This window comes from Kitasatospora purpeofusca (genome assembly GCF_000718025.1).
In the GTDB taxonomy this organism is placed as follows: domain Bacteria; phylum Actinomycetota; class Actinomycetes; order Streptomycetales; family Streptomycetaceae; genus Kitasatospora; species Kitasatospora purpeofusca.
Genome location: NZ_JODS01000033.1, coordinates 50526 through 68651 on the forward strand (window position 1 = coordinate 50526; position 18126 = coordinate 68651).

Genomic DNA, 18126 nt, shown 5'->3' on the forward strand with positions numbered 1-18126 from the left:
CAGCGTCCGGACCTACTGGCCGCCGAGCAGGCCCAGGACCCGCTGGACCGCCTCGACGACGGGCACGCCGACCGCGCCGACGGTGGCGGCGATCCCCGCCACCGCCATCAGCGCCCGGTGGCGCTCGCGCGGCACCGCCTGCGGGCCGACGACGATGGCCGGCAGCGCCTCGTCGATGGACTCCGCGGCCAGCGGCGCCACGCCGTCCCGGAGTTCGACCAGCAGAGTGATCAACTCCTGCACCGCCCGGGTGAGTTCATCGGTCGCCCGGACGCTGTCCGCGCCCGGCGCGTGGTGGTGCACGATGCCCTTGTTGTCGGTGCCGCCGTACATGTTCACCACGTCGCCGTGGAAGTGGTCGCCGCTCATCCCGTCGCCTTCCCCGTGTTGCCGCTGCCGCCGTACATGTTCACGTTGTCGCCGAAGTGGTAGTTCCCGGTGTTGACCGTCAGCGACCGGATCGACAGCTCGACCTCGAACTCCGGGTTCTCCAGCGCGTGCGAGAGCAGCCGGACCGCCTCCCGCAGCTCGCGCCGGTCGGCCGTCCCGACCAGCGCCGTCGCGTTCCCGGCGGTGTCCACCGCCAGGACCGGCATCGCAGGAGCGGCGATGACGCGGGACATCTCCAGGAACCCGTACCCCACCCAGAACAACGCCACGGTCAGGGCCAGCCCCTTGAACGGCTCGACCTCCTTCCCGACCCCGAACGGGAACCCGGAGCCGACCACGGCGAGCAGGGCCAGCGTCGAGGCCTGCACCACCTGCCGCGCGAACCTCAGCACCGCCTCCTTGCGCTTGGGCATCAGCACGAAGGCGTAGACCCGCACGATGTTGTGCAGCGGGTACGCGGCCCCGCCGACCCACAGCAGCCGCTTGCTGACCCTCAGGTCGACCGAGCCCGTCAGCACCGCCGACGGGCCGGTCGAGAAGGGCAGGCCGCCCCGGTCCCCGATCGTCGGCGGTGCCGACGGCCGTGGCGGCGGCGGCAGCGGCGGCAACTGCCGCGCCGGGTCCCGCCAGGGACGGTCGGACCGATCGTTCTTCTCCACGCTTCCCCCTCGCGTGTCCGCTCGGGGCCCGGCCCACGACCGACGATCCCGAGAATGCGCAATCACCGTGCCATCGACGGCTGTCATGCACAATCCCTCCGCACCGCACGGTCGCCCGACCGCGCGAACCGCTGACGACCGGTCAGCCGCGGGGCTTCCCGTCGGCGGGGAAGGCGACCAGGCCCTGGTCGGTGTTGCCGAACAGCAGGCCGCCGCCCGCCCACAGGGCGATCGGGCCGAAGCCGCCGGTGGTGCTGCCGAGTTGGAAGCTCCATCCGGTGATGCCGGTGGCGGCGTCCAGTGCGTGGACCGTGGTGCCGAGGTAGAGGTAGACGTTGCCGTCCGCGCAGTGCAGGGCGGGCGGCTTCAGTGCGCCCGGCTCCCGGGCCGTCCGGGCGGTCCACCCCGGGCGGCCGGTCGCGGCGTCGAAGGAGCGGACGACCATGGTCATGCCCAGGTCCGCGCGGTCGATCCCGGAGGCGTAGACGGTGGCGCCGTCCGGGGAGGCCACCACGCCCTGGTAGAGCACCGTGTCGGCGGACTGCCAGGCCACCTGGCCGGTGTCCGGCTCCAGCGCGTAGAGGTGGTCGGACAGGAAGAGGAAGCGTCCGCCCGCCGAGGTGTGCGGGCCGTCGTACCAGAGGGCGTTCAGTGCCGGGCTCGCCTGGGAGGCGGTGGTCGACACACCCGGGGCCGGCTGGTTCCAGCGGATCCGGCCGCCGTCGCCGGCGTCGACCCCGGTGATCCTCGGCGCGTCGCCGCGCAGGGTGGCGCGCGCCCAGAGCAGGGTCCGCCCCGAGGAGGGCACCATCAGCCTGATCCGGCCCCAGTCCTCGTCCGGGGTGCGGGTCGACCAGTTCACCTTGCCGGTCTGCCCGTCGACGGCCCAGACGGTGCCGGTCGACCTCTCCCCGTCGGTGCTGACACCGGTGACGAGGACGGCGCCGTCGAGCATCCCCGGCACCGCGAAGGACTGCACCAGTTTGGCCAACTCCCCGGTGTTCCAGACCTCCTGGCCCGTGCCGAGGTCGAGTGCGCGCACCAGGCGGTCGAACCCGTACCGGCTGCCGCTGGTCGCCGTGTACACCCGGGAGCCGTCCAGTGCGACCGTGTCGCCTCCCAGATAGGTCGTGGTCGAGTCGATCGAGTTGGGCACCGGGCCCCAGAGCGGGCGGCCGGTGAGGTCGAAGGCCCAGATGTGGTCCTTGCCGACGGCGAGCACCGCCCGCTCCGAGCCCACCACCTGGACCAGGGCCTCGGTGACCGGCCCGGTCCACAACGGGGTGGCGACGGTGCCGGTCCCGATCGTGACCGCCGCCGAGGGCGTCGCGGAGGGCGGCGTCGCGGGGGTCGTCGAGGGGGTCCCGGACGCGGCGGCGGGGGCCGCCGACACACCGGACGAGGGCCCGCCGGTCGGCGCGGCGCCGCTGCGGCCGGACCCGCTGCCATCCGGCAGGCCGAGGGCGAGCGCGGCCCCTCCGCCCGCCAGCGCCGCGGCGCCGCCCGCCAGACCCCACAGCAGCTTGCGGCGCGACGGGCCCGCCGGCGGGGACGGGGGCGGGGGCGGCGCGGCGGGGAGCAGCGGCAGGGTCGGGCGCGGCGGAGCGTCCGGGCGCAGCGGCACGGTCGGATCGTCCACCGGGCTCTCCGGCGACGGCGGCAATGGCGGTGACGGCAGTGGCGGCGGGGCGGCGTCCGGTGCCAGGACGGCCGCGGCCTGCTCGATCCGCTCCACCAGCACCGGGTGCAGCCACGGTCCGCGTACCCCGAGCGGCGACCCGTCCCGCGCCACCGCGGCCAGCACCTGCGCGGGCGCCGGCCGGTCCGCCGGGTCCTTCGCCAGGCAGGCGGCCACCAGCGGCCGCAGCCCCTCCGGCACCGCCGACAGGTCCGGTTCCTCGTGCGCCACCCGGTTCAGCAGCGCCAGCGGGTGGCCGCCGCCCTCGCCGTCGAAGGGCCCCCGGCCGCCGGAGGCCGCGTGCACCAGCGTGGCGCCGAGCGAGAACACGTCGCTCGCGGGCGTCGCCGTCCGCCCCAGCGCCTGTTCCGGGGACATGTAGGCGGGGGTGCCGAAGATCGCGCCCTCGGCGGTGATCACACTGCCGTCGGCGGCCCGCGCGATCCCGAAGTCGATGACGTGCGGGCCGTCCAGGGCCAGCAGCACATTGCTCGGCTTGAGGTCGCGGTGGGTGAGCCCGACGGCGTGGATGGCGCGCAGTTCCTCGGCGACCCCGGCCGCCAGGATCCGCAGCACGTGCTCGGGGAACGCCCCGACCAGCCGCACCGCCTCGTCCAGTCCGACCCCCGGCACGAAGGCGGTGGCCAGCCAGGGCACCGGCCCGTCCGGATCGGCGTCCACCACCGGCGCGGTGAACGCCGAGGAGGCCGCGCGCGCCGCCCGCACCTCGTGCCGGAACCGGGCCCGGAAGCCCTGGTCCCCGGCGAGTTCGGGGCGGACGAGCTTGACCGCGACGGTGCGCCCGCCGGCCGAGCGGCCGAGGAACACCACGCCCATGCCGCCCGCGCCCAGCCGGCCGAGCAGGGCGTAGGGGCCGATCCTGGTCGGGTCCCCCGGCTCCGGTCCGCGCATGGTCAGGCTCCGTTCGCGAAGAGCGAGGCGATGGTGCCGGCGGAGGAGTCGGCGAGGCACACCCGTCCGCCGCCCGCCGTCCAGGAGAGGTTCTGGGGGTCGGTGCCGCGGAGGCCGGTGAACTTCCACCTGGGCCTGCCGTCGGCGGGGTCGAGGGCCCACAGCACGGCGTCCGCGCCCAGCCGGTACACATTGCCGTCGGCGCACTGGCGCCGGGCGACCGGTGGCAGCCCCTGGTCGGACTCGCGCGGCAGCGGGGTGCGCCGGCGGACCGCGCCGGTGGCGGCGTCCAGGGTGCCCAGCGAGGAACCGCCGTCGGTGTCCTTCAGCAGGCAGAACAGCAGGGTGCCGTCCTCGGAGGCGACGACGGCGCCGCCGGAGCCGCCGGCCGCCGGGAGCACCCCCGGCACCGTCCAGACCGGCGAGCCGGTGGCCGCGTCCAGGGCCGACAGCACACCGTCGACGACGGTCAGGAAGCGTCCGCCGACCGCGCCGACGGCCGACAGGACGGTGTCCCGGGACCAGAGGGTCCGCCCGTCCCGGTCCAGGCCCTGCACGGTCTTCTCCCCTCCGACGAGCACTTGGTCGCCGTCCGGCGGCAGGGCCCCGAGCAGGGCGAATCCGTCGAGGCCGCGGAACCACGCGGTCGCCCGGGCCGCGAGGTCGACCGCCCAGACGTGGCCGCCGGTGACCTTGCCCGTCCCGTCGCCGAACCCGAACAGGTACGCCCGGCCTGCCCGGACGCCGACGAACTGGAGCACCCCGCCCGTCCGGAACCCCTCGGTCTCGGCCCGCCAGGCCTCCTTGCCGGTCGCCGGGTCGACGGCGACCAGGGCCGTGGTGGACGACACGGTCGGCTGCCCCGCCTCGGTGACCACGGCCATCTTCGTCGCGCCGGTGTACAGCAGGCCGCCGTCCAGGACCGCCCGCCGGCCGGCGACCCTGGAGGCCGCCAGCCGCAGCCCGGTCGCCCGGGCGTCGAAGGTCCAGGCCGCGGTGCCGTGCCGGTCGAAGGCCGCCAGGCCGCCCTCCCCCACGCCCACCACCAGGTCACCGGCGGCGAGCGCCTGCGAACAGGGCTCCGGCGGCGAGGTCTTCCAGGACAGCACGCCCTCCTTGACGTCCGCCCCCGTGGGCCGGTCGACGGCCTGCGCCGCGCCGGACGCCGTCGCTCCGGGGGACTTCCCGTCCGAGGAGGCTCCGGCGGGCGTCCGCCGGCGCTGCCGGACCACGACGACGGCGACCGTCCCCCCGGCGGCGAACACCCCGCCGCCGATCCCCAGGCCGAGCAGCAGGGCGCGCCGGGGCGGGCGGCGCTCCAGGACGCCCTGGGCGGTCAGGACGTCCTGGGCGGTCGGGGCCGGGAGGACCGGCCCGTCGCTGACCGGGGAGACGGCGGAGACCGGGGAAATACCGGGAGGTGGGGCCGGCTGCGGGGCGGTCAGCAGCCGCCGCACCGCCAGCACGTCCGCGGCCACCCCCGGCGGGAGCCAGCCGCCGGAGGTCTGCGGGCGGCCGGTCCGCTCGACGAGCTCGACCAGCTGACGCGGCGTCGGCCGGTGCGCCGGGTTCTTCGCCAGACAGCCCGCCACCAGGTGCCGCAGGCCGTCCGGCAGCCCGCCGAGGTCCGGCTCGGTGTTCACCACCCGGAACAGCACGGCCGCCGCCACGCCCTCGCCGAACAGCGGCCGGCCGAGCGCCGCGTGGGCGACGGTCGAACCCAGCGAGAACACGTCGCTGGCCGGCGTCAGCGGCTCGCCGAGCGCCTGCTCGGGCGACATGAACGGGGCCGAGCCGATCACCGAACCGGTGGTGGTCAGCCCGGTGTCGTCGGCCGCCCGGGAGATGCCGAAGTCGATGACGTGCGGGCCGTCCAGGGCCAGCAGCACATTGCCCGGCTTGAGGTCCCGGTGGATCAGCTCCGCGCGGTGGATCTCGCCCAGGGCCTCGGCGAGCCCCGCGACCAGGGTCCGGAGCGTCCCCTCCGGCAGCGGGCCGTGCGCGGACACCGCCCGCTGGAGCGGCACCCCGGCCACGAACGCCGTCGCCATCCACGGCATCGCGGCCTCGGTGTCGGCGTCCACCACCGGCGCGGTGAACGCCCCCGACACCCGCCGCGCGGCCGCCACCTCCTGCCGGAACCGCGCCCGGAACGACCCGTCCCCCGCCAGCTCCGGACGCACCACCTTCACCGCGACGGTCCGCCCGCCGGCCGCCCGGCCCAGGTACACCGCCCCCATGCCACCGGCCCCCAGCCGGCCGGCCAGCACATAGGGCCCCGCCCGCCGCGGATCCGTCGGTCCGAGCTGCTCCACCGTGTCCACCTCCCCCGTGAGTTTTCACACCCTAGGCGCCACGGCGCGATCATGACAGCCGATCAGCCGCTTCGCCCCGGCCGCGGGAGGGTGGCCAGGTAGGCCGCCGTCAGCTCCGGCGTCGCCAGCCAGGCCGCGTGGTCGGCGGGTTCGGCGTAGGTGTTGGCCAGTCGGCGGGCCACCTGCTCGTGCTCGGCGGCCGCGCCGAACACCCCCTGGAGGTGCTCCGGCATCGTCAGCAGGTCCGCCGTCAGCGCCACCCCGTGGCGGGCGTGCCGCTCCCAGAAGCCCTCGAACAGCTCCGTCATCCACTCCGCGGTGAACGGCCCGTCGCCGCGCCCGACGATCGCCCGCAGATAGGTCTCGGCCGCCCGCGCCGCGCTGTTGGCGCCCTGGCCGGTGATCGGGTCGTTGACCACCAGCGCGTCCCCGATCCCCAGCACCGCCGCCCCGCCGTCCGGCCGCGCCACCGGGTGCCGCACCACCGGGGTCAGCGCGCCGTAGAGCGACGCACCCGCGTCGGTCGGCTCGGCCGCCGCCCACAGCTCCGCCTCCCAGGGCAGGTACTCCGCCATCAACTCCCGCATCCGGTGCAGCTGTTCGGTGCCGGACGGACGGTCGCCGAAACAGTCGAACGCGCTGCCGGGCACCGCCTCCCAGAGCAGGATGTCGCACGGCCCCGAGCGGGTGAGGGCGGGCTGGAGGTACAACTCCCCCACCCCGGGCACCGCGTGCATCCGCGCCCGCGGTCCGGCCGCCGGATCGGGCGCGCCCACGCCGTGCGCGTACAGCGCCGCCAGCCGTCGCTGCGGGGCATCGAACGGGGAGCGGGCGGCGTCGCGCGCGAAGATCCCGGCCAGCTCGCCCCGTCCGACCGCGACCAGCGTCAGTTCGTGGGCCGCCGCCGACCCGGCCAGCCCGGCCCGGTCCAGCTCCCGGTACTCGACCCGCCCGCCGCGCTCCTCGACCAGCTCCAGCCAGCGCGCCATCTTGATCCGCTGGTCCACCGACTGCGCGGGCTCGTCCAGCGTCATGCTGAACTCCAGTGCCCGCAGTCCGGGTTCGGGCACCAGCACGGCGTCCACCGACCGCACCTGCGGCGCCTCCCCCGCCCACAGGTCCAGCCCGGCCGCCCGCTCCACCCGCAGCGCCGGGCCGAACATCGCCTGCGTCGACAGCACCGGCCCCGCCCGCAGCTCCCCCGCCGTCCGGCCGGACACCACCGTCACCTCGTACCCACCGGCCGCCAGCAGCCCCAACGCCACCTGCAGCCCCGCCTGCCCCGCCCCGACGATCGCAACCCGACGCATCCCGCACCTCCGTGCCGACGACGAACGAAGGAGGTGATGCTACGTCAGTCCGAATGCGAGGAGGTGCGGTTCCGCACCGGAACGCCGACACCGGCGGGCACCCTCAACTCCCCGGCGCGGCCCCCGCCGAGCTCTCCCGCACCACCAACTCCGCCGCCAGCTCGACCCCCTCCGCCCCCACCGGCGCATCGGAACGCAACTGCGCCAGCAGCCGCCCGACCACCGTCGTGGCGATGGTCCGCAGCGGGAGCCGCACCGAGGTCAGCGGCGGGTGGAGGTGGCGGGCGAGGGGGGTGTCGTGGAAGCCGGTGACGGCGAGGTCGCGGCCGACCTGGAGGCCCTCCGCGCGGGCGGCCTCGTAGATGTCGAGGGCGGCGAGGTCGTTGTCGGCGGCGAGGGCGGTCGGCCGGTCCGGGCCGCGCAGCAGGGCGCGCAGGCCGCCGGCGGGGGGTGCCGGGGCGAGGGAGAGGCCGAGGCGGGCGGCCTCGTGGTGGAAACCCTCGCGGCGGGCGGCGAGCCACGGCAGGGTGGTGGCCGCGCCGACGAAGGCGACCCGGCGGTGGCCGCGGGCGGCGAGGTGGCGGGCGATCCCGGCGGTGGCGGCCGTGTTGTCGATGTCGGCCCAGTGTTGCGGCAGGCCCGGCCCGGTGCGGCCGAAGGCGGCGAAGGGGATGCCGACCCGGGCGGCGTGGGCGGCGCGGGGGTCGTCGGGGAGGACGTCGGCGAGGACCAGGCCGTCGACCTGGCGGGCGGCCACCACACCGTCGATCACCGCCCGGACGTCCTGCTCCCCCGCCGCCGGGCGGAGGAGCAGGACGTGGTGGCCCACGGCCCCGGCCGCGTCGACGAGGGCCTCGAGGAAGCCCGCCATCAGCGGGTTGGGGTCGAAGGGGTCGTCGACCGGGGCGAGGTAGCCGATGGTGCGGCGCTCGCCGGTGCGCAGCGACCGGGCGGACTGGTCGGGCCGGTACCCGAGCCGCTCGATCGCCGCGTTGACCCGGGCGAGGGTGTCGGGGCGGACCCGGTGCGGGGCGTTGAGTGCGTTGGAGACGGTCTGCCGGGACACCTCGGCCGCCCGGGCCACGTCCGCGATGGTGGTGACGCGGCGCGCGGGGCGTGCTCCCGGGGTGGTCATCGGTTCTCCTTCACATGGGTGCCGCCCCGCCGGGCGCCGGCCGTCAGACCCGGCGGAGGGTCAGCAGGCCGCCCCGGGGGACGTCGACGAGGCCGCCGTCCAGGTGGACGGTCGAGGTGCCGACGGTCCGGCCGCGGGCGTCCTGGACGGTCGCCTCGGCGGTGCCCCGGCCGCCGGTGAGGCGTACCCCGGGGTCGGCGTCGGCGTTGGCGACCAGCAGCGTACGCCACTCGCCGGCGGCCTCCGTGCCGGTGGCGACGGGCAGTGCCGCGTACCGGGCGACGACGGTGGTGCCGTCGCCGACGGCGCCGACCATCGGGTAGCCGAGGTCGGGCCGGGCCGGCCGGAACTCGCCGAGCTGCAGGGTGTCGACGTGGTCGCGGGAGACGCCGAGCCAGAAGGCGAGCGCCTCGCGCTGGGCGGGGCTCTGCACGGCGAGGTCGACGGAGATCTGCGGCACGCCGAACAGGACGTTGATCAGGTGGCAGGCGATCTGCTCGGCCGGTTCGGTGGGGTGCCACATCAGCATGTCGGAGTGGACGGCGAGCGGTCCGGCGATCAGCCGGGTGTCGACGACGCGCTGCCGGTTCTCCTGCGAGCTGAGCGGGCAGTCGACGGCCCGGACCATGGTGGCGTAGGGCCACAGGCCGGGGCTGACGTAGGGCTGGCGGTGCTCGATCATCGACTCTGGCGCGGCGGCGACGGTCCGGCGGCGGATCTCGGCGAGCAGCAGGTGCAGGCCCTCGTCGACGGAGACGCAGTCGGCCTCGGGCCCGGGGGCGGGCGGGTCCTGGACGCCGAACCAGTCGATGAAGTCGACCTTGAGCCCGTCCATGCCCCATTCCTCGACGGCCCGGGCGAGCCGGTCGACCAGGTGGGCGCGGACCGCCGGGTACCGGGGGTCGACCACGACGGCGCCCATGTGGGGGGCGTCGACGAGGGTGTACCGGCTCAGTTCGGCCCAGGCGGCGCTGTCCTTCCCGATGAACGGGAGCGCGTACCAGAGCATGTACTGGACGCCGAGGTCGTGGACGCGGGCGACGTGGGCGGCGGTGTCGGGCAGCGAGTGGGGTTCCCAGTCACCGCAGTGGGCGTAGCCGCGGGTGCGGTCGGTGGTCATCCAGCCGTCGTCGACGATGATCGTGTCGAGGCCAAGCTCCTTGCCGAGGGCGGCCTGCCGTTCGACGGTCTCGGGGGTGATGTTCTGGTGCAGCGCGTACCAGGTGGAGTACGCGGGCAGGCGGGCGGCGGTGGGGACGTGGACCGGGCGGCCGTCGGTCCACCAGTCGGCGAGTTCGGCGAGGCTGCGGCCGAAGTGGCGGCCGGAGGTGTCGATGCGGACGGTGAGGCGGCCGGCGGCCTGGACCCAGAACCGGAACTCGCCGGTCTCCTCGACGACGCCGGCGCTGGCGAGCACCTCCTCGCGGTCGGTGGCGAAGGCGCAGACCGTGGTGTCCCCGGTGCCGACCAGGGCGGCGACGGGGGCGCCGCGGGAGAGGCTGGTGCGGCGCGGGGCGTTCCAGGCGGTGGGCAGCCAGCCGGTGCCGCGCGGGTCGGGGGTCCAGTAGGAGGTGACGTCGACGCAGGGGGTGCGCCACTCGATCCGGACGTCCCCGGTCCCGCCGTCCGGGTCCTCGGCGGTGACCTCGATGACGCCCTCGCTGAGGACGTGCACGCTCGCCGTCCCGGCGACCAGCAGCTCCAGCCGTCCGGCGTCGGCGCCGGGCAGGTCCACCGGGCGGGGGCGCGCGGTGGTGGCGGGGGCGTGGGGCTCCCAGATCTCGTCGCTGGTGTCCGTCATGGTTCGGTTCAGCCCTTCGTGGCACCGGCCAGCAGGCCGGAGATGAACTGCCGCTGGAGGACCAGGAAGAGGACCATCATCGGCAGGGTGGATATGGCGGTTCCGGCGAGGATCGAGCCGTAGTCGGTGTTGGCCTTCATGCCCTGGAGGGTGGCGAGGGCGACCGGCAGGGTGTGCATGTCGGTGCTGCGCAGGGCGATCAGCGGCCAGACGAAGCTGTTCCAGGAGCCGAGGAAGAGGAAGATGCCCAGGGCGGCGAGCACCGGCCGCATGACCGGTACCACGATGCCGAACAGCACCCGGAGTTCGCCGGCGCCGTCGACCCGGGCGGCGTCGAGGAGTTCGTCCGGCATGGCGCTGAGGGACTGCCGCATCAGGAAGATCGCGAACGGCACGCACAGGCCGGGCAGGATCAGCGCCTGGTAGCTGTCGAGCATCCCGAAGGACATCATCATCTTGAACAGCGGGACGAGCATGACCTGGTCCGGCACGACCAGGGTCGACAGCAGTACGGCGAACAGCACCGTGCGGCCGCGGAACCGGAACTTGGCGAAGGCGTACCCGGCCAGCAGCGCCACGACGAGCCCGCCGAGGGTCTGCAGGCCGGACACCAGCAGCGAGTTGAGCAGCACCCGGCCGAGGCCGACCCGGTCCTGGAGGTGTCCGATGTTGTCGCCCAGGTGGGAACCGGGCAGCAGCTTCGGCGGCCAGGAGAAGATCTCGCCGTCGCTGCGGGTGGCGGAGACCACCAGCCAGTAGAACGGGGCGATCGACAGTCCGGTGACGGCGGCGAGCACCAGGGTGAGCGGCCAGCCGCGGACTCGGCGCCAGGGGCTCGGGCCGGTCGGCGCCGGCTTGGCGGGCGGGGCCGCCGGGCCCGGTGCGACGGGCTCGACGGAGGTGGCGGCAGAGGTCATTCGCGTTCTCCCATCAGGCGCATCTGGGCCGCGCCGAGCACCGAGACGAGCAGGGTGAGGGCGTAGGCGATGGCGGAGGCGTAGCCGAAGTCGAAGTAGCGGAAGCCGTTGTCGTACAGGTACATCGAGACCGTGAGGGTCGCGTTGTCGGGGCCGCCGCGGGTCAGGACGTAGGGCTCGTCGAAGAGTTGGAGGGTGCCGATGGTGGAGAGCACCACGGTGAACAGCAGCACGGGCCGCAGCGCGGGCAGGGTGACGGAGCGGAACCGGCGGACCGGTCCGGCGCCGTCGACCATGGCCGCCTCGTACAGCTCCTTGGGGATGCCCTGCAGGCCGGCCAGGTAGATGACGGCGTTGTAGCCGGTGTAGTGCCAGGTCAGCACGAGGACGACGGCCATCCGGGCCCAGAAGCCGTCGCCGAACCAGTCGACGGTGGGCAGGCCGATCGAGTCCAGCAGGTTGTTGACCGCACCGTCCTTGGTGTTGAGGAGGAAGGAGAACAGGATGCCGGTGGCGACCAGTCCGGTGACGGTGGGCATGAAGACGCCGAGCCGCCACACGGTGCGCCAGCGGACGAACGCCGCGTTGAGGCCGACCGCGAGCAGGAGGGCGAGCGCGAGCATCACCGGGACCTGGACCACCAGGATCCGGGCGGTGTTGCCGAGCGCGGTCCAGAACAGCGGGTCGTGCAGCAGCCGTTGGTAGTTGGAGAGGCCCGCGCTGTGGGTGACGCTGCCGGAGCCGGCGGTCAGCGACAGCAGCATCGAGGAGATGATCGGGTAGGCCTTGAAGACCCCGAACAGGATCAGCGCGGGCGCGAGCAGCAGGTAGGGCACGGCCCGGCGGCGGAGCCTGGCGCGCCGGACGGCGGCCGGGCGGACCGCCGCCGGGGCGGCGGGCCGGGTGACCGGAGGAGCGGCGGCCGTCACTTGATCTTGCGCCCGGTCTGCTGGGCCAGCTGCTTGGCCGCTTCCTGGAGCGCCTCGGCCGGGTCGCCGCCCTTGACCAGGACCTTGGTCTGGGCGTCGCTGACCAGCTTGAGGGCGCGGGCGTAGTCGCCGGAGTAGTTGGTGGCGTCGCCGCCCTCGGAGAGCAGGTCGGTGAAGGTCTTCAGGACCGGCTGGCCGCCGTAGTAGGCGCTCGGCTCGCTGTAGATCGGGTCCTGGTAGGCGGCGGTGAGCGCCGGGAAGACGCTGCCGGCCTTGAACATGGCGTTGACCGAGTCGGCCCGGGTGAGCGCGTACTCGACGAACTTCCAGGCGGCGGTGCGGCGGGGGCTGGAGGCGGCGACGGCCAGGTGGGTGGTGTTCACGATGGCGGTGCGCTTGCCGCCGGGGGTGACGGCCGGCGGCCGGGTGAGCCGCCAGTTGCCGCTCAGGTCGGGGAACTTGGTCTCGATGTAGTGCGCGGCCCAGGACGGCTGCGGGCCGGCGCCGAGCTGGCTGTCCTTCATCTGGGTGCGCCAGGCGGTGGAGCCGGGCGTCTCGATGACGAGTCCGGCGTCGTTGAGGCGCTTGACCAGGGTGAGGGCGCGGACGCACTCGGGCGAGGTCAGGGTGATGTCGCCCTTGAGGTCGAAGTAGAACGCGCCCTGCTGCTGCATCAGGGACTGCAGGAAGTCGACGTCGGGGCCGGGGGTGCCGGGCTTGTTGATGCCGAGCACGCCGACACCGGGGTTGGCCGCCTTGAAGGCGTCGGCGCCGGCGATCACGTCGTCCCAGGTCTCGAACGTGGTCGGGTCGAGCTTGGCCCGGTCGAACATGTCCTTGCGGTAGAAGAAGCCCTGGGCGTTGACCTCCCAGGGGAGGGCGCGGGCCTTGCCGTCCTTGTCGGTGACGACCGGCCACAGGCCCTTGGCGAACTTGTCCTTGTGGGCGTCGGCGCCGAGCGCGGAGAGGTCGGCGAGGCCGTTGGGGAACTTCTCCAGGTAGCCGGGCAGGTAGTCGCAGCCGATGTGCAGGACGTCGGCGAGGCCCTGGCCGCCGGCCGCCAGGCCGACGGTGATCTTGTCCCAGATGGCCGGGTTGCCGACGTCCTGGACGTCGACCTTGATGCCCGGGTTGTCCTTCTCGAAGGCGGGCACGACGCCGCGCAGGGCGTCGGCGGCGCTGGTCCAGGACCAGACGGTGATGTTGCCGGTGGCGGCGTCCCCACCGGAGGAGCCGGAGCCGTTGGAGCCGCCGCAGGCGGCGAGGGCGCCGCCTGCGGTGAGGGTGAGCAGGCCGGCGCCGGAGGCGCGCAGCAGGTCGCGACGGGAGAGGTGTGACATGGCATGCCCTTCTGAGGGGGTGGACGTCGAGCGGGACGGGGTGGGACGTCGGTGGTGCCAGGTGGTGCATGCGGGGCGGTGCAGGTGGTGCGGCGTAGTGCTGGATGGTGCGGGGTCGTGCGGGTGGTGCTCCGTGGTGCCGGGTGGTGCGGGGTGGTGCGGGGGTGCCGGGCCGCCCCGCCCTGGGACGGGGACGGCCGGGCGCGGGGCGTCCGCTCAGGCGGTGCGGGCGCCCCGCCGTACGTGGGCGAGCGTCCCGCCGAGCAGCTCGGCGGTCCCGGGGTCGGTGCTCGCGTGCGGGGAGAGCCGGATCCAGCCGGCCCGGAGGGTGGTGGCCAGGCCCGCGGCGGTCAGCGCGCGGTGGACGGCGGCGGGGTCGGCGCCGGGCAGCCGCAGCCGGGCGATCCCGCTGCCGCCGGCGACCGGGTCGCCGGTGCCGCGCCAGGAGCCGTAGGGGGCGTCCGCCGTCGGACCGCCGCCGGTCTCGGCGCCCGCGGCGCGGGCCGCGGCGAGCAGTCCGCCGAGCACCTCGCCGATCCTGGCCTCGATCCGGCCGGCGCCCTCCTCCCCGACCAGGGCGAGCGCGGCGCCCAGGGCGGCGACGGCGGGGCCGTCGGGGTTGGTGAGGGTGTGGGCGACGGCGCCGGGCCGGGGCGGGCAGGGGTGGGCGGGCGCGTCGATCGGGTCGACCACCCCGGACCAGCCACTGAGCCCGGGCCCGATCCGGTCGGCGATCCGGTCGCGGACCATCAGGACGGCCGCGCCCCAGCCGGCCCGGAGCCACTTCTGGCCGCCGGCGGCGAGCACGTCGGCCGCGTCGGCGGCGAACTCCACGGCGCCGAGGGCCTGGACGGCGTCGACCACCAGGATCCGGTTCGGCCCGATCAGTTCCTTGATCGCGGCCAGCGGCGCCCGGTACCCGGTCGCGGCGTCGACGGCGCAGACGGCGACGGCGCGCACCCGGTCGTCCAGGTGCTCCCGGACCAGGTCGGGGGTGACCGGGCCTTCGAGCTGGCGGACCGCGAGCCCGCCGTTGTCGGCGGCGCGCAGCCACGGGTAGACGGCGCCGGGGAAGTCGTTCCGCGCCACCAGCACGGTGCCGTCCGGGGCGGATCCGCGGCGCCCCGCACCGGCGCCGACCGCGTGGGCGGCGGCGAAGAGCCCGTGCGAGGTGGAGCCGACGAAGGCGATCTCGTGCGGGGCGGAGCCCAGCAGCCCGCCCGCAGTCCGGGCCGCCGTCGCGGTGTCCGCGTCGAGGCTCTCGAGCGCGTCCCAGCCGTGCCGGTGGAGCCGGTCGGCCTCGCGGAGCAGCACCCGGCGGACCGGTTCCGACACCGGCCCGAAGCGGGCGAAGTCCAGGTAGCCGAACGGCTCGGCGAACTTCTTGAGGTACTCGGGCATGACCTTTCCTTGGTCGGGCGGCGCAGTGATTTGAACGTTCAAATCCCACACAAACAAACAGAACCGATCAACGTTCAACGAGCGGGAGCCAGCAAACGCCCCCGGTCGATTCCCCGTCAAGACCCTGCGCACCACGACCCCCGGTCGAGACCCTCTCGTTACCGGCGGCCGATCTGCCCTCCCACCAGCCCTTGCGCAATGCAATTTGACATTACTATTTTACTGGCCAGTGAGTCGAGAGATCATCATCGTTTCCCTCGACGTCATCAGACTCCCGCGCGGTCCGGCGGACCCGGCGCCCCCCACGGCTCCGGACCCCAACACGCCCCGTCCCGCGCATCCCCCCACATGCTCGTCTGGAGCTCCTGTGCCAACCACCCCCCGCCTGCGCTCGGTCCTGCTCTCCGCGGCCCTCGCAGTCACCCTGGCCGCCCCGCTCGTCCAGAGCGCCCAGGCCGTCGCACCCCCCGCCGCCTCCGGGCGGACCACCGACCCGGCCGCCGCCTTCGGCGGGACCACCGCCCACCCGGCCGGCCCGGCCGGCGACGTCGCCCACGGCAGCACCACCACCGGCGCCCCCGGCCCCGAGGGGGCACCGGGCAACGAGACGCTCCAGCCCACCACGGACGCCACCCGGCCCGCCGCCGACCCGGCCACCCCCGCCGCCCAGGCCGCCCCGACCGCCGCCGACGCCGCCGCGGCCTGCTCGCTCGCCTCCTTCACCGCCCTCTCCCCGGCCGCCCTGGCCGACTTCCTCGCCGACCGCTCGCACACCTACGAGGGCTGTCTGCGCCCGCTGCTGGTCGACTGGAGCCCCGAGCTCACCAAGGTGCTGACCCCGGCCCACGTGCGCGCCGTCGCCGACCGGATCACCGCCCTCTCCCCCGGCTTCGACAGCGCCAACAACCGCAACCAGCAGGAACTCTGGTACTTCCTGCACGTCGCGGTCTACTTCGACTACAGCCACCGCGAGTTCGACCTCAACGACGACGCCACCGCGGCCGCGATCGACCGCGCGATCACCGCCTACACCGCCAACCCCCGGGCGTTCGACCAGACCACCGCCGCCGGCTTCACCATGGGCGAGCTGATCCAGGCCTCCACCGCCCCGAAGCTGCGCCCCGGCCGGCTCCCGCTGCTGGAGCGGGTGCTGCGCCAGTACGCCACCCCCGGCACCAAGTACATCGGCGACCAGGGCTGGAACTGGGCCCTGCAGGCCGCGCTCCAGCTCAACTTCCAGGGCGTCAACAACATCGTCGAGGACGGCGGCGCCTTCCGCGCCGCGGCCGTCGCCAACCCCGGCTACCGGCAGGCGATCCGCGCCTTCTCCGGCTACGGCCACCTCAAGGGCACCGAGACCGAGTGGGCCGTCGGCGACGCCATGAACGAGTACGCCCGGTACACCCTGGTGGACTCGCTCAAGGGCGAGATCAAGGCCGAGATCGGCGGCGTGGTCAGCACCGTCCAGAACAACTTCGGCCGCCTCAGCCGCCCTTGGCTCAACCTGGCCGTCCCGCTCAACGAGTTCGGCCTCTGCGGCCAGTACGGGGCCTGCCGGGCCGAGCTGACCCAGCAGTTCTTCCCGAACACCTACACCTACGACAACGGCACCCTGGTCATCCGCACCGCCCTCGACCGGGCCACCGCCGACCAGCTGTACTACGCCACCAAGCAGGTCAAGGCCCAGTTCTTCCGGGTCCTGGGCACCGACCGGCCGCTCGCCGACGACACCCACCCCACCCTCACGGTGCAGCTGTACGACACCAAGACGAACTACCGCTCGCTCCAGTACCTGCTGTTCGGGATCGGCGACGTCGAGAACGGCGGCATGTTCATCGAGGAGAACTCCACCTTCTACACCTACCAGCGGACCACCGCCGAGTCGTACTTCAGCCTGGAGGAGCTCTTCCGGCACGAGTACACCCACTACCTGAACGCCCGTTGGGCGATCCCGGAGTCCGGCTACACCACCCGCTGGCCCAGCGACGCCACCTTCGCGATGAACGAGGGCACCGCCGAGTACTTCGCCGGCTCCACCTCCAAGGACGGCGTCAAGGCCCGCAAGTACATGGTCCGCCAGATCGCCCAGGAAGGCGCCTCCGGCACACCGCGCCTGACGATCGATCAGATCCTGCACGCCAGCTGGAACAGCCTCGGCTTCCGCGTCTACCCGTACGCGGCCACCTTCTTCAACCTGCTCGGCGAGCGCCACCCCGACCAGCTCGCCGAGATGTACCGGCTGCTGCGCGCCGACGACGTCACCGGCTACAACGCCTGGCGCGACCGCCTCGGCCGGGACGCCGACCTCCAGCGCGAGTACAACGCCTTCCTGGACGCCGAGATCCCGCTCGCCGACAACCTCTACGTGCCGGTCACCGACTACACGCCGAACAGCCGGCTCAGCTACGCCTGGGCCTCCGAGGTCCAGGACGCGTTCACCCGCGCCACCCAGAACACCCCGGTCTGCAAGGACAACGCCGACTGGAACAACACCATGCGGTTCACCTGCACCGGCCGGATGACCGCCAACCTCACCAACACCCTCGACGCCGGCAAGGTCCGCGCGGACATGGCCGCCACCGTCGACTACTTCCTGCTCACCCGGGGCGGCGCCGCCGCCAACAACCTCGCCGACATGAACTGCTGGTTCGGCCAGGTCGACGTCTGGCCCACCGGCCGCGCCGGCACCGCCGACTACACCTGCGAGGGCCCGCTGCGCCGGTAACCCCTCCCCGCACGGGGGGCGGTGCCCGACCGGCCCGCCCCGCCACGACCCGTACGGCCCCGGACCACCGTCCGGGGCCGTACGGCGTTCCGGGCCCCGACGCCGGGGCCCGGGGCACATGCTCCGCTCAGAGCCGCCTGAGCCCGGCGGCGGTCGGCCGGAATCCGCATCGGCCGTAGAAGGACTCCAGGTGCGGCTCGTAGTCGACGTGCAGCCACTCGGCACCGCGCGCCCTCGCCTCGTCGGCGGCGGCCTGCACCAGCCGCACCCCGAGCCCCCGCCGGCGCTCGTCCGGATGCACGGTCGTGTCCAGGACGAAGGCGTGCGCGCCGCCGTCCCCCACGACATTGACGAATCCGACCAGCCGGTCCCCCCGGCGCGCCGCGATCCAGGTCAGACTGCGGGCCAGCACCGGCGCGAAGGAGGTCGCCCGGTGTTCCGGCCAGGACGCGCCGAACAACTCGTTGAGCTCGGCGTCCGTCAGCTCGGGACGGACCGCCAGCACCTCGTCGCCGGCCGGCGACGAATCATTGATCACCATACGGAGCAGCCTGCCACGCGCCCGCGGCCGTGCTCACACCCCCGCGGACCCGCGAACACGTGCGAGGACGCGC

General features: G+C 74.5%; 13 protein-coding genes. 1 reads left to right on the plus strand and 12 read right to left on the minus strand.

Annotation, left to right across the window (positions count from 1 at the left end; translation table 11 throughout):
• Positions 1-12: 12 nt before the first annotated feature.
• The 11 genes from IF01_RS0134165 to IF01_RS0134215 form a co-directional block, all read right to left on the minus strand.
• Positions 13-369 carry a hypothetical protein gene (locus tag IF01_RS0134165; protein WP_030397495.1) on the minus strand — a complete coding sequence of 119 codons (357 nt, stop codon included), beginning with the start codon at positions 367-369 and terminating at the stop codon, positions 13-15.
• Positions 366-1049: a DUF6232 family protein gene (locus IF01_RS0134170; RefSeq protein WP_051742158.1), complete on the minus strand. Its 684-nt coding sequence runs from the start codon at positions 1047-1049 to the stop codon at positions 366-368. The genes IF01_RS0134165 and IF01_RS0134170 overlap by 4 nt, the downstream gene beginning before the upstream one ends.
• 142 nt (positions 1050-1191) lie before the next feature.
• Entirely contained in the window at positions 1192-3639 is a 2448-nt protein-coding gene (locus IF01_RS0134175) for a serine/threonine-protein kinase (protein WP_051756761.1), read from the minus strand.
• Between the two features lie 2 nt (positions 3640-3641).
• Complete coding sequence (locus IF01_RS44570; protein WP_051756763.1) at positions 3642-5954, minus strand: protein kinase domain-containing protein; 2313 nt, start codon at positions 5952-5954, stop codon at positions 3642-3644.
• 62 nt (positions 5955-6016) lie between these two features.
• Positions 6017-7264, minus strand: coding sequence for a styrene monooxygenase/indole monooxygenase family protein (locus IF01_RS0134185; RefSeq protein ID WP_030397499.1), 1248 nt, complete (start codon positions 7262-7264; stop codon positions 6017-6019).
• Positions 7265-7367: 103 nt separating this feature from the next.
• Positions 7368-8399 (minus strand): LacI family DNA-binding transcriptional regulator, encoded by a 1032-nt coding sequence (locus IF01_RS0134190; protein WP_030397500.1) that lies wholly within the window; start codon positions 8397-8399, stop codon positions 7368-7370.
• 43 nt (positions 8400-8442) lie between these two features.
• Positions 8443-10200: a glycoside hydrolase family 36 protein gene (locus IF01_RS0134195; protein ID WP_030397501.1), complete on the minus strand. Its 1758-nt coding sequence runs from the start codon at positions 10198-10200 to the stop codon at positions 8443-8445.
• 8 nt (positions 10201-10208) lie between these two features.
• A complete protein-coding gene (locus tag IF01_RS0134200; RefSeq protein WP_078880545.1) occupies positions 10209-11117 on the minus strand; it encodes a carbohydrate ABC transporter permease in 909 nt (302 codons plus the stop codon).
• Positions 11114-12046 carry a carbohydrate ABC transporter permease gene (locus tag IF01_RS0134205; protein ID WP_030397503.1) on the minus strand — a complete coding sequence of 311 codons (933 nt, stop codon included), beginning with the start codon at positions 12044-12046 and terminating at the stop codon, positions 11114-11116. Before IF01_RS0134205 ends, IF01_RS0134200 begins: the two co-directional genes overlap by 4 nt.
• Complete coding sequence (locus IF01_RS0134210) at positions 12043-13386, minus strand: extracellular solute-binding protein (RefSeq protein ID WP_030397504.1); 1344 nt, start codon at positions 13384-13386, stop codon at positions 12043-12045. Before IF01_RS0134210 ends, IF01_RS0134205 begins: the two co-directional genes overlap by 4 nt.
• A gap of 216 nt (positions 13387-13602) precedes the next feature.
• A complete protein-coding gene (locus IF01_RS0134215) occupies positions 13603-14787 on the minus strand; it encodes an aminotransferase class V-fold PLP-dependent enzyme (protein ID WP_037782219.1) in 1185 nt (394 codons plus the stop codon).
• A 367-nt stretch (positions 14788-15154) separates the two neighbouring features.
• On the opposite strand from IF01_RS0134215, the gene IF01_RS0134220 reads away from it, so the two are divergent.
• Positions 15155-17512, plus strand: coding sequence for a collagenase (locus IF01_RS0134220; RefSeq protein ID WP_030397506.1), 2358 nt, complete (start codon positions 15155-15157; stop codon positions 17510-17512).
• Positions 17513-17639: 127 nt separating this feature from the next.
• Here IF01_RS0134220 and IF01_RS0134225 read toward each other — a convergent pair whose 3' ends face one another.
• A complete protein-coding gene (locus IF01_RS0134225; protein WP_051756765.1) occupies positions 17640-18053 on the minus strand; it encodes a GNAT family N-acetyltransferase in 414 nt (137 codons plus the stop codon).
• Between the last annotated feature and the right edge of the window lie 73 nt (positions 18054-18126).